The following is a 12003-nucleotide window of genomic DNA, read 5'->3' as shown; positions in this document are numbered from 1 at the left end:
CTAGTTTGGCAGAGATCGAGAAAGGGCCGGCGTGCGGTTTTTCGGGCCTAGGCGATTTTCTTTCTGGAGGACGGAGCGCCGAATGCCAGGCCTTCCCTGACCCGCTCCACATCTCCAGCCTCCACCACGCCACCCGCCGCCCTCTCCAGTTGCGCCACCATGCGCGCGATCCGGTCCGCCACGTTCTCGTTCGAAAGCTTCTCGCGGAACAGCTCCACCATCAGCGGGAAGGCGAAGGGCGTCGGCCGCGCAAGCGCCTGCAGCACGAGCTGCTGCGTCGCGATGCGTGCGAGGCTGGCGCGCATGCGGCCGATCTCGAGCTCCTGCGCGAGCAGTTCTTCCTCGGCCTGCAGCAGCAGGCGGTTGGCCGGGTCGTATTTGCGGAACACCTCGTAGAAGAGCGAGGACGAGGCCTGCAGTTGCTTGCTGCTGCGCTTCTCGCCCGGATAGCCCTGGAAGATCAGGCCCGAAACGCGCGCGATCTCGCGAAAGCGGCGCCGCGCCAGCTCGCTCGCATTGAGCGAGCCGAGCACCTCGTGCAGCAGCTGCGTCTCGGCGGCCGGCGCAAGCACGTGCGGCAGCAGCGCTGTCCAGTCGACCTCGGCCGCGCTGAGCAGTTCGAAGCCGTAGTCGTTGACCGCGATCGAGAAGGTGCGGGGCTCGCGCTGCGCGACGCGCCAGGCGACCAGGTTCGCAAGACCCATGTGCACGGAACGGCCCGCGAAAGGGTAGAGAAAAAGATGCCAGCCCTCGCGTGTCTTCAGCACTTCGGCCAGGAGCGTCCCGGGCGTCGGCAGCGCAGACCATTTCTGCTGGATCTCGAGCAGCGGGCGCACGCACAGCAGCTCGGCCGATTCGTAGCGGCCTTCGCCCGCCAGCGCCAGCTGCCGCACCACGGCATCGGCCAGCGTGGTCGACAAGGGCATGCGCCCGCCGTTCCAGCGCGGCACGGCGGGCTTCTTGCTCGCGGCGCGCCGCACCCAGGCCGTCATGTCGTGGATGCGCACGAGCTCCAGCAGCCTGCCGCCGAAGAGGAAGCAGTCGCCCGGCTTCATGCGCGCGACGAAGCTCTCCTCGACGCTGCCGATCTTGGCGCCGCGCAGGTACTGCACGGACATGCTGGCATCGCTCACGATGGTGCCGATGTTCATGCGGTGGCGTCGCGCCAGCCGCGCATCGGGCACGCGCCACACGCCGTCGGCATCGGGCACGGCGCGCCGGTAGTCGGGGTAGGCCGAGAGCGAGGGCCCGCCCTGCGAGACGAAATCCAGGCACCATTGCCAGCTCTCGCGCGACAGGCCGGCGTACGCGGCGGTGCCCCGCACTTCCGCGTAGAAATCGTCGGGCACGAAGCCGCCGCCGAGCGCGACGGTCACCAGGTGCTGCACCAGCACGTCCAGGGGCTGCACCGGCGAGCTGCGGGCTTCGATGCGGCCCTCGGCGATGGCGGCGCGCACGGCCGCGCCCTCCACCATCTCGATGCTGTGCGTGGGCACGAGGGTGATGCGCGAGGGCCGGCCCGGCGCGTGGCCCGAGCGCCCGGCGCGCTGCAGCAGCCGCGCCACGCCCTTGGGCGAGCCGATCTGCAGCACGCGCTCGACCGGCAGGAAGTCCACGCCCAGGTCGAGGCTCGAGGTGCAGACCACGGCCTTGAGTTCGCCGTTCTTCAGGCCGAGTTCGACCCATTCGCGCACCGCGCGGTCCAGCGAACCATGGTGCAGCGCGATCTGCCCGGCCCATTCGGGCCTGGCCTCGAGCATCGCCTGGTACCAGATCTCCGACTGCGAACGCGTGTTGGTGAAGACCAGCGTGGTGCGGCTGGCCGCGATCTCGTCGACCACCTGCGGCAGCATCGTGAGGCCCAGGTGCCCACCCCAGGGAAAACGCTCGGCGCGGCCGGGGAGCAGCGAATCGATCACCAGTTCCTTCGACACTTCGCCCTGCACCAGCACGCCCTCTTCGCCGCCGAGCAGCGTGTGCATCGCCTGCTCCAGGTTGCCCAGCGTGGCCGACATGCCCCAGACGCCGAGTCCCGCGTTCCAGCGCTTCAGCCGGGCGAGCGCGAGCTGCACCTGGACGCCGCGCTTGTTGCCCATCAGCTCATGCCACTCGTCCACCACCACCATGCGCAGGCGGCCCAGCACTTCCCGCGCATCGGCGCGCGAGAGCAGCAGCGACAGGCTCTCGGGCGTCGTCACGAGCACCGTCGGAAGCCGCTGGTTCTGTGCGCTGCGCTCGGCCGACGTGGTGTCGCCGCTGCGCGCGCCGGCTGTCCAGTCGGGCTGCAGCATCTCGAGCGGCTGCTGCAGCGCGCGCAAGGTGTCGGCCGCCAGCGCACGCATCGGCGTGAGCCACAGCACGGTGAGCGGCGGCGGCTTCGACGCGGGCTCGGCCGCGAAGGCCTGCAGCGCGCCCAGCCACACCGCGTAGGTCTTGCCGGCGCCAGTGGTCGCGTGGAGCAGGCCGGACTGCCCTTCGGCGACGGCTTGCCAGACCTCGCGCTGGAACTCGAAGGGCTGCCAGCCGCGCGAAGCGAACCAGGCCTCGGCGTCGCGTTTCATAAGGAGGGCAGCAGCGCCGCCAGCGTCTGCAAGGTATCGGCCTCCGCCACCGGCTTGTCCTCACGCCAGCGCAGCATGCGCGGAAAGCGCACCGCGATGCCGCTCTTGTGGCGCGTGCTCTTCGCGATACCCTCGAAGCCGAGCTCGAACACCAGCGTGGGCTCGACGCTGCGCACCGGCCCGAAGCTCTCGATGGTGGTCTTCCTGATGATCGCATCGACGCGCGCCATCTCGGCGTCGGTCAGGCCCGAGTAGGCCTTGGCGAAGGGCACGAGCCTGCGTTCCTGCGCTTCGGCCGGCCCGTCCCAGACGGCGAAGGTGTAGTCGCTGTAGAGACTGGCGCGGCGGCCGTGGCCGCGCTGCGCATAGACCAGCACGGCGTCGACGGAGAGCGGATCGATCTTCCACTTCCACCACAGGCCCACGTCCTTGGTGCGGCCGACGCCGTAGTGCGCCTCGCGCTGCTTGAGCATCATCCCTTCGACGCCCATCGAACGAGCGGCCTCGCGCTGGCGCGCGAAGTCCTGCCAGCGCTCGCCGTGCAGCATCGGGCTCGCGACCAGCGAAGGATGCTGCGCATCGGTCAGCAGGTCGTCGAGCAGCACGCGGCGCTCGGCCTGCGGCAGCGCGCGCACATCGCGCCCTTCCCACTCGAGCAGGTCGTAGGCCAGGAGCACCGCGGGGATCTCGCGCAGCAGCTTCGGGCTGAGCGTCTTGCGGCCGATGCGCTTTTGCAGCTCGGCAAAGGGCTGGACCCGATCCTCGCGCCAGACCACGATCTCGCCGTCGAGCACCGTGCCGTCGGGCAGCGTCTCGCCCATCTGCGCGAGTTCGGGGAAACGCTCGGTCACCAGCTCTTCGCCGCGCGACCACAGCCAGACCCGGCCGGCACGCTTGACCAGCTGGGCGCGGATGCCGTCCCACTTCCACTCGATGATCCACTGCGAAGGCGGCCCCAGCGCCACATCGAACTGTTCGAGCGGCAGGTTGAAGGGATGCGCGAGAAAGAAGGGATAGGGCTGTCCGCTCGCCTGCTGGTCGAGCTCGCCTCCGCTCTCGGGCGCGATCAACGCGGCATAGTCGGCCGCGGTGGGCTGGCCCGCGATGTGCGTGTAGCCCATCAGGCGCTGCGCGACGCGCTTGGGGTCGAGCGCACCGACCGCCGACAGCGCCTGCGTGACCTGCAGGCGCGAGACGCCGACGCGGAAGCCGCCGGTGATGAGCTTGAAATAGACCAGCCGCTCCTCGGGCGCGAGGCGGCGCCAGTGCGCGCGCAGCGCGTCGGAAAGCTGCTCGGGTGCCATGCCGCGCAAGGGCAGCAGGTGTTTTTCGACCCACACCGCGAGCCCCAGGTCGTGCGCCTCGGTCGGCGCCGGCAGCAGCAGGGAAATGGTTTCCGCCAGATCGCCGACCGCCTCGTAGCTTTCGACGAACAGCCATTCCGGCAGGCCTGCGGCTTCCTGCGCGAGCAGCCGCAGCAGCTTGGTCGGCACCAGTTGCCGCGGCTTGCCGCCGGCCAGGAAGTACACGGCCCAGGCCGCATCGGCCGGCGCGGCGCTTTGCAGATAGCGCTGCAGCGCCGCCTGCTTGGCCAGGCTCGAGGTGCTCGCATCGAGCTCGCGGTAGAGCGCGGCGAACTGCTTCATGGGAGGGCTGTTGCTCCTTCCCCTTCCGGGGGAAGGCCGGGATGGGGGCTCGCGGCCGTCGGAGCCTCCATGTCCTCATCCCCGTATTCGGTCTTGAACCCCTGCGCAGCGAGCCCGCTCTCGCTCAACCAGCGCACCATCACCGCCACGCTGCCGTGCGTCACGAACACGCGCTCGGCTCCGGTGCCCGCGATGGCTTGCTGCAGACCCGGCCAGTCGGCATGGTCGGACATCACGAAGCCGCGATCGACGCCGCGCCGCCTTCGCGTGCCGCGCAGCTGCATCCAGCCGCTGGCGAAGGCGTCCGAGTAGTTGCCGAAGCGCCGCATCCACGGCGTGCCGTGGGCCGAGGGCGGCGCGAGCACCAATGCGCGCTGGAGCAGCGCGGCATCGACGCCGGCATCGGTCACGCGCAGGGTCGGCGGCAGGGGCACGCCGGCCGCGCGGTAGACCGCATTCAAGGGCTCGACCGCACCGTGCACCACGATCGGCCCGATGCCGGCATCGACGCCGTGCAGGATGCGCTGCGCCTTGCCGAAGGCATAGCACAGCAGCACCGAGGCCCGGCCCTGCGCCGCGTTCGAACGCCACCAGCCATTGATCTCGGCGAACAGCTCGGCTTGCGACGGCCAGCGGTAGATCGGCAGGCCGAAAGTCGATTCGGTGATGAAGGTGTCGCAGGGCACGGGCTCGAAGGGCGTGCAGGTGCCGTCGGGTTCGGTCTTGTAGTCGCCCGAGGCGACCCAGACGCGGCCGCCGTGTTCGAGCCGCACCTGCGCCGATCCGAGCACGTGGCCGGCCGGATGCAGCGAGAGCTTCACGCCGTGGTGGACGAGGGCCTCGCCATAGTCCAGCGTCTGCAGATGGATCTCCCCCAGGCGTGCGGCGAGCGTTCCGGCGCTGTCGCGATGCGCGAGGTAGTGCGCGTGGCCGAAGCGCGCATGGTCCGAATGCGCGTGCGTGATGACGGCGCGATCGACCGGCCTCCACGGATCGATGTAGAAGTCGCCCGGCGGGCAGTAGAGGCCCTCGGGGCGCGCGATGACCAGGTCGTCGGGCATGGCGGACATCGTAGGCCGATGCCCCGCCGGTCACGCGGACGCGCCGACGCGAAGCGCTGTCGGCGGCAGCCTACTTCTTCTTTTGAGCGCCCATCATGTCCAGCACATTCATCTTCATGCCGTTCGGCATCACCATGTCGCCCGGCTTCTGGCCGGCCTTGCACGGCCCGACCCACTTGGCCTCGATGATGGCCGTGGCCTCCTTGCGGCCCGCCAGCGGCGGGTTGTAGCTGGAGCGGCTTTCCATGCGGTAGCCGGTGCCGAAGTCGCCCGAGACCACGGCGTGCGTGGTGGCGGTGGTGGTGCCGATCTTGCACACCGAGTCGACCACCATCTTGCCGCCCTCGGTGCGCATGTCCTGCTTCGAGCAGGCTTGCTGGCCGGTGCTGCCGCCCATCTCGCGCATGGCTTTGTCGGTAGCGGCGTCGATGCATTGCTGGGTCTGCATCGGTGGCGCCTTGGAGGCACCGTCGTCCGACTGGATCGTCATCTCCCACAGGCCCGGCTTGCGCGGCGGATAGTCGATCGCGCTCGCCGTGCCGGCGAACAGAAGGCAGGCCATGGCGGCGATCCCGAGGCAGGGGGTGTGAATCTTCATCGTGTACTCCAGCAAAGACGGATTGGAAATAAAAGCCAGCCGCTTTCTAACCCGGCCGCCGGATCGGCGGAATAGAGCGATCGGCTGGCCGGCCCCCGGCCTTCCGCTCGCTTGACGCGGCGGGCAAGGCCGTGGCCTGATTTCCTACATGCGGGAGATGGCGCATCTCCTAGGGTGCGACGACTGACAGGAGCCAACGCAATGAAGAAAGCAGCCAGCACAAGCGGCGGCATTCAGTCCGACCGCATCGACATCAGCACCGCCCGCGAACTCGACAAATGGTCCAGGAAACTGGATGTCACGCACGACCGGCTGCGCGAAGCCGTTCGCGCGGTGGGCAGCCGCGCATCGGACATCGAGTGGCACCTGCGCGGCAGCCGCCATGCCGGTGCCGGACGGCATTCCAGCGCGTCACACTGATCCGCGCTCAATCCGACTCCGGAACCCGCTTCAAGTCCTCCAACCAGACCTCCGCTTCCGAATCGCTGGGCGCGCGCCAGTCGCCGCGCGGTGACAGCGAGCCGCCCGAGCCGACCTTGGGCGCGTTCGGCACGCACGAGCGCTTGAACTGGCTGATCTTGAAGAAGCGGTAGAGGAAGGTACCGAGGTGGCGCTTGATGTCGGCCAGCGCGTACTCGTTGCGGGCGGGCTGCAGTTCGTCCTCCGGCCAGCGGCCACGCGTGCGGTCGCCCCAGGCTGCGTGCGCGAGAAAGGCCACCTTGGTCGGCCTGAAGCCGTAGCGCAGCGTGTAGTAGAGGTGGAAGTCCTGCAGCTCGTAGGGGCCGATCACGTCCTCGGTCCGCTGGCCCGGCTGCTTCGACGCCTCCGTGCCGGCATCCTTCTTCGCATCGTCGGGAATCAGCTCGGGGCTGACCTCCGTCTCGAGGATGTCGCGCAGCACCGCGCTGCCGTCGGCCCCCAGCACCTCCGTCGCCGCGACCCAGCGCACCAGATGCTTGATCAGCGTCTTGGGCACGCTCGCGTTCACGTTGTAGTGCGACATGTGGTCGCCGACGCCGTAGGTGCACCAGCCCAGCGCGAGCTCGCTCAGGTCGCCGGTGCCGACCACGATGCCGTTGTGGTGGTTGGCGAGCCGGAACAGGTGGCTGGTGCGCTCGCCGGCCTGCACGTTCTCGAAGGTGATGTCGTACTGCGGCACACCCTCGCCGAAGGGATGGCCCAGGTCTTCCAGCATCTGGCGGCAGCTCGGGCGGATGTCGATCTCGCGCGCGGTGCAGCCGATGCTGGCCATCAGCCGGTGCGCCTGCGCCAGGGTGCGCCCGCTGGTCGCGAAGCCGGGCATGGTGAAGCCGAGGATGTTGGCGCGCGGCAGGCCCAACCGGTCCATCGCCTGCGCGCAGACCAGCAAGGCATGGGTCGAATCGAGCCCGCCGGAGACGCCGATCACGAGCTTGTCGATGCGGCTCGCTTCCAGCCGCTGCACCAAAGACTGCACCTGGATGTTGAAGACCTCGCTGCAGCGCTCGTCGCGCCGCGCCGGATCGGCGGGCACGTAGGGAAAGCGCTCCACCGTGCGCAGCAGGCCGCGCGGCACTTGAGGCTGCGGCGCGAGGTCGAACTCGACGGTGCGCCAGTTCGCGAGCGCGGCCTTGTGCTTCTGGACCGAGGTGCCGAAGCTGTTCTGCCGCATGCGCTCGCGCGACAGGCGCTCGAGGTCGACGTCCGCCGCGATGAAGTGCGAGCTGTTGCTGAAGCGTTCGCTCTCGGCCAGCATGTCGCCGCTCTCGCAGATCAGCGCCTGCCCGTCCCAGGCCAGGTCGGTGGTCGATTCGCCGATGCCGGCCGACGAGTAGAGGTAGGCCGCGAGGCAGCGCGCCGACTGCAGGCTCACCAGCCGATGCCGGTAGTCCGCCTTGCCGATCGTGATGTTGGAGGCCGACAGGTTGACCAGCACCGTCGCGCCGGCCAGCGCCGCGTAGCTGGAGGGCGGAATCGGCACCCAGACGTCCTCGCAGATCTCCACGTGGAGCTTGAAGAGCGGCATCTGCCGGGACTGGAACAAGAGCTCGCTGCCGAAGGGCACGCGCTCGCCGCCGAGCTCGACCTCGGTCGCGAGCGCGCTGTCGGCGCCGTTGAACTGCCGGCCCTCGTAGAACTCGCCGTAGTTCGGCAGGTAGGTCTTGGGCAGCACGCCGAGCACCCTGCCCCCTGCGACCACGGCGGCGCAGTTGAAGAGGCGGTGATCCACGCGCAGCGGCAGGCCGACAACGGCAACCGCGCCGATGTCGCGCGAGGCTGCGGCGACCTCCAGCAGCGCACGCTCGCAGGCGTCGAGCAGGGCCGCCTGGTGGAACAGGTCGTCGCAGGTGTAGGCCGAGAGCCCCAGCTCGGGGAAGGCCACCAGCACCGCGCCGTCGGCCGCTGTTTCGCGGTACATGCGGATCGTCTCGGCCACGTTGAACACCGGATCGGCCACGCGGTTGCGCGGCACCGCCACGGCAAGGCGCGCGAATCCGTGGGTGTAGGGATTGAGGAACTCGTGTTCGGTCATGGGCCGGATTGTGGCGGTTGTGCCGGCCGCCCGCTGCCAACCCGGATTCCGGTCCCAGGCCGGCGCTCGAAGGACCGGCCGCGTCTTAGCGTCTCAAAGAGAAAGCAGGCGCTGGAAAAAGGAGCGATAGCGCCGCAAGGCCATGCGCAGGTGCTCCGTCGACGCCTGGTCCGCCGCGTCCGTATTGCCGTCGATCGCGCCGCGCTCGTTCGAGAAGGTCTGCTTCAGGTTCTCCAGAACCTGGCGGACCAGCTCGTCGGCCTGGCGCACCGCCTGCTTCGGGTCGTCCACGAAGCCGATCTGGACGGCGTCCCAGCTGGCGCGAAAGTCGCGCGCCGCCTCGGCGGAGAACAGCGGGTCGAGCGATTCGTCCTGTGTTCTCTCGGCTCTCTCGGCAGGCGCTCGCTGCTCGGCCACCGGCTGTCGCAGATCGTCCGGCGCGAGGCGCTGCTCTACGCTGCGTTCTTCCACAGTCGCGGCGGCCTGGGGCCTGCCGCGGTCTTCCTGCGTCACATCGCGATTCATGATCGTGCCTCCACCGGCCTCGCCGGCATGCTCTGTCGCTGGTCTACCTCGGGCCGCACTTCCAGCAGCTCGTCGAAGAGCGCCCGGTAGTGCACCACCGCCTTGCGCAGTTCCTCGGTATCGACTTCGCCGTGCAGGTTGCGCGCCCGGATCTCCTGCGCCGCGCGGTAGTTGCTCACCACGTCGGGATGGTCGACCGAGATGTCGGCGGCGCGATGCTCGAAGTCGCCCATCGGATAGCCGCGCTGCTGCATCAGCTCGCGCACCAGTTGATCCGCCTGGCCGACCACCCCCGCAGGGTTGTCGACGAACTCGGCTTGCAAGCGCTTCCATTCCCCGGTGAACCTGACGGCTTCGCCCGGCGCGAGCGCCACGATGTCCAGCCCTGCGACGCGCGCTTCACGCCGCCTGAGCTCGGCCTCGGCCTTGCTGCGGCTGCCGAGTTCATCGACCGCATGGCCGTATTCCGAGCCGAAGCGAGCCGCGAGCCGGTGCGACTGTCGCCTTCGATAGAAGAAGTAAACGGCCAGGGCGACCAAGGCGAGGATCACGACGATCCCGAGGACCAGCAACGCCTGCGTGTTCGTGGCATCCATACGCATCTCCCTTCGCATCGGGACACTCGCGGCCCACCGCGATCGGCGGTCATCGCGGGTGTCTCCATGGGGATGCTGTTCCGCCGGCCGCGCCAAGTCAGCGGCAGAGCGGACATTCAGCTGTGGGAAGGTACCTACAGCGCGGCATGCGAACTGCCCGCATGCAGGCTCACCAGGCCGTCCACTTCGCCTCGCTCTTCGCGGAGGCCACCGTGCGCTCGATGAAACGAACGCCGCGCGCGCCGTCCTCGACGCGCGGGTAGTCTGCTTCCAGCGGATCGGCCGCAAGGCCCGCGAGCCGCGCACGGATGTCGGCGACGACGCCGCCATACACATTGGCGAAGGCTTCGATGAAGCCCTCCGGATGGCCGCTCGGGAGCCGGCTCGCGCGCTTCGCCGACTCGCCGAGCCAGGGCGACCCGCGCGTGAGGATGCGCCGCGGTCCGTCGTGCGGCAGATGCAGCAGCTCGCTCGGCTGCTCCTGCCGCCAGACCAGCGTGCCCAGCGTGCCGGAGACGCGCAGGCGCAGGTCGTTCTCCAGGCCGGTGTTGACCTGCGACGCGATCAGCACGCCGCGCGCGCCGCCCCGGAAGCGCAGCAGCAGGCTGCCGTCGTCATCGAGCGCACGGCCGGGCACCAGCGCGCTCAGGTCGGCGCACAAGCTTTCGATCTCGAGGCCGGTCACGGTCGCGACCAGGTTCTCGGCGTGCGAGCCGATGTCGCCGATGGCGCCGGCCGCACCGCTCATGGCCGGGTCGCTGCGCCAGGCGGCCTGCTTGTTGCCTTCGCTCTCGATCTGGGCCGAAAGCCAGCCCTGGTTGTATTCGACCACCACCTTGCGGATCTCGCCGAGGCGGCCCGAGCGCACCAGCTCGCGCGCCTCGCGCACCATCGGGTAGCCGGTGTAGTTGTAGGTGACCGCGAACACGACCCCTTTGCGCGCCGCGGCCTCGACGAGTGCGTCGGCCTGCTCGCGCGTATGCACCAGCGGCTTGTCGCACACCACGTGGAAGCCGGCCTCTACGAAGGCCTGCGCCACCGGAAAGTGCACGTGGTTCGGCGTGACGATCGACACGAAGTCGATGCGCTCGTGTGCCGGGCGCTTCAGTTCGTCGTCGAGCAGGCTTCGCCAGTCGCCGTGATTGCGGTCGTCCGCCAGCAGCAGGTCGCGGCCCGAAGCCCGGGCCTTCTCTGCGCTCGACGACAGCGCAGCGGCCACCAGCTCGGCCTGGCCGTCGAGCGCGATCGCCTTGCGGTGCACCGCGCCGATGAAGGCGTCGCGCCCGCCGCCGACCATGGCGTAGCGCAGCTTGCGGGAAAGAGGCTCGTGAATCATGAGTGCTAGGAAGGGTCCAGGCCAGCGCCTTCGGGGGACACCGCGGAACCGGCTCTGCCGGGCCGCTGGTGTCGCCCCCGGAAGGGGGTTGGCGAGAGCGACACGAAGTGCGCGAAGCCTGGGGGAGAGCTTAGAACGGCGAATTCGGGTGGTAGAAGTCCTTGGCGTTTTCCTTGGTGATCAGCACCGACGGGATGATGGTCGTCGCCGGCAGCTTCTCGCCCTTCAGGCGCGCTTCGGCCGTGAGCTTGATCGCGTCGTAGATGAACTTGGGCGAGTAGCTCACGTCGGCGTCGATGCGCTTGTCCTTGCCGTCGAGGATGGTCTTGACCATGCCCTTGGCGCCGGCGCCGCCGAAGATGATCTTGATGTCGTCGCGCTTGGCTTGCTCGATGGCCTTGAGCACGCCCACCGCCATGTCGTCGTCGGCAGCCCAGATGGCGTCGATGTTCTTGAAGCGCGTCAGGTAGTCCTGCGTGACCTTGAAGGCATCGTCGCGGTTCCAGTTGGCGTACTTGGCGTCGAGCAGCTTGATGTCGGGGTAGTTCTTGAGCACGCTGTTGAAGGCGTCCATGCGCTCGTTGTCCAGCGTGGTGGCGATGCCGCGCAGCGCGACGATGTTGCCCTTGCCGTTCAGCTTCTTCGCGATGTACTCGGCCGGGATCTTGCCGAAGGCGGTGTTGTCGCCGGCCACATACGCGTCCTGCGCGCTGGTGTCGGTCAGGCCGCGGTCGACCACGGTGACGTAGGTGCCCTTGGCCTTGACCTGGGCCACCGGCTTGGTGAGCGCGGCCGATTCGAAGGGGAAGATCACCAGCGCGTTGATCTTGGTCACGGTCGACAGGTCCTGCAGCTGGTTGGCCTGCTCGGGCGCGTTGGCCGCCGTCTTGATCGTGATCTTGAGATCCTTGTGCTGCTTTTCGAGATCCTTCTTCGCCTGATTGGCCCAGTAGTTGATGCCGCCCATGAAGCTGTGCGTGGCGGCGGGGATCGAGACGCCGAGATTGACCTTCTCTGCAGCGAGCGTCGGGAAGGCCGCGAAGCTCGCGGCTGCGACGGCGGTGAGTGCGATGCGTCGAGTGATGAGATTCATGCTTGTTGTCTCCGTGGTTGAAAAAGGAAATGAGCGACTAGCGGCCGCCGCCGGGCCGCCCCAAGGCGGCCGCGC

At 68.8% G+C, this 12003-nt stretch carries 10 protein-coding genes; 1 reads left to right on the top strand and 9 read right to left on the bottom strand.

Annotated elements, in window-relative coordinates; genetic code table 11:
* Positions 1 to 47: 47 nt before the first annotated feature.
* From EJI01_RS15505 to EJI01_RS15490, 4 genes are all read right to left on the bottom strand, one after another.
* Positions 48 to 2561, bottom strand: a complete 2514-nt coding sequence (locus tag EJI01_RS15505) for a ligase-associated DNA damage response DEXH box helicase (RefSeq protein ID WP_126838043.1) — start codon at positions 2559 to 2561, stop codon at positions 48 to 50.
* The gene (locus tag EJI01_RS15500) at positions 2558 to 4207 is read right to left on the bottom strand and encodes an ATP-dependent DNA ligase (protein ID WP_126838042.1); all 1650 of its coding nucleotides are present in this window, start codon (positions 4205 to 4207) and stop codon (positions 2558 to 2560) included. The genes EJI01_RS15505 and EJI01_RS15500 overlap by 4 nt, the downstream gene beginning before the upstream one ends.
* Positions 4204 to 5268, bottom strand: a complete 1065-nt coding sequence (locus EJI01_RS15495; RefSeq protein ID WP_126838041.1) for a ligase-associated DNA damage response exonuclease — start codon at positions 5266 to 5268, stop codon at positions 4204 to 4206. Before EJI01_RS15495 ends, EJI01_RS15500 begins: the two co-directional genes overlap by 4 nt.
* Before the next feature lie 70 nt (positions 5269 to 5338).
* Entirely contained in the window at positions 5339 to 5866 is a 528-nt protein-coding gene (locus EJI01_RS15490) for a DUF3617 domain-containing protein (RefSeq protein WP_126838040.1), read from the bottom strand.
* 201 nt (positions 5867 to 6067) lie between these two features.
* Between EJI01_RS15490 and EJI01_RS15485 the strand changes: the two genes are divergently transcribed.
* Positions 6068 to 6286, top strand: a complete 219-nt coding sequence (locus EJI01_RS15485; RefSeq protein WP_126838039.1) for a DUF3606 domain-containing protein — start codon at positions 6068 to 6070, stop codon at positions 6284 to 6286.
* Between the two features lie 7 nt (positions 6287 to 6293).
* On the opposite strand, the gene EJI01_RS15480 is transcribed toward EJI01_RS15485, so the two are convergent.
* The 5 genes from EJI01_RS15480 to EJI01_RS15460 all read right to left on the bottom strand — a co-directional run bounded on the left by EJI01_RS15480 (position 6294) and on the right by EJI01_RS15460 (position 11928).
* Positions 6294 to 8378 (bottom strand): NAD(+) synthase, encoded by a 2085-nt coding sequence (locus EJI01_RS15480; protein ID WP_126838038.1) that lies wholly within the window; start codon positions 8376 to 8378, stop codon positions 6294 to 6296.
* A gap of 93 nt (positions 8379 to 8471) precedes the next feature.
* Positions 8472 to 8903 (bottom strand): hypothetical protein, encoded by a 432-nt coding sequence (locus tag EJI01_RS15475; RefSeq protein WP_126838037.1) that lies wholly within the window; start codon positions 8901 to 8903, stop codon positions 8472 to 8474.
* Entirely contained in the window at positions 8900 to 9499 is a 600-nt protein-coding gene (locus EJI01_RS15470) for an LPXTG cell wall anchor domain-containing protein (RefSeq protein ID WP_221885677.1), read from the bottom strand. Before EJI01_RS15470 ends, EJI01_RS15475 begins: the two co-directional genes overlap by 4 nt.
* Before the next feature lie 169 nt (positions 9500 to 9668).
* Positions 9669 to 10835: a Gfo/Idh/MocA family protein gene (locus EJI01_RS15465; protein ID WP_126838036.1), complete on the bottom strand. Its 1167-nt coding sequence runs from the start codon at positions 10833 to 10835 to the stop codon at positions 9669 to 9671.
* A gap of 130 nt (positions 10836 to 10965) precedes the next feature.
* On the bottom strand, positions 10966 to 11928 hold the full coding sequence (locus EJI01_RS15460) for a substrate-binding domain-containing protein (protein WP_126838035.1): 963 nt from the start codon (positions 11926 to 11928) through the stop codon (positions 10966 to 10968).
* Positions 11929 to 12003: the final 75 nt, after the last annotated feature.

The organism is Variovorax sp. MHTC-1 (assembly GCF_003984645.1).
Lineage (GTDB): Bacteria > Pseudomonadota > Gammaproteobacteria > Burkholderiales > Burkholderiaceae_C > Variovorax.
Note: the sequence above shows the minus strand (reverse complement) of the source record. Positions and strands in the feature narration are given on the sequence as shown.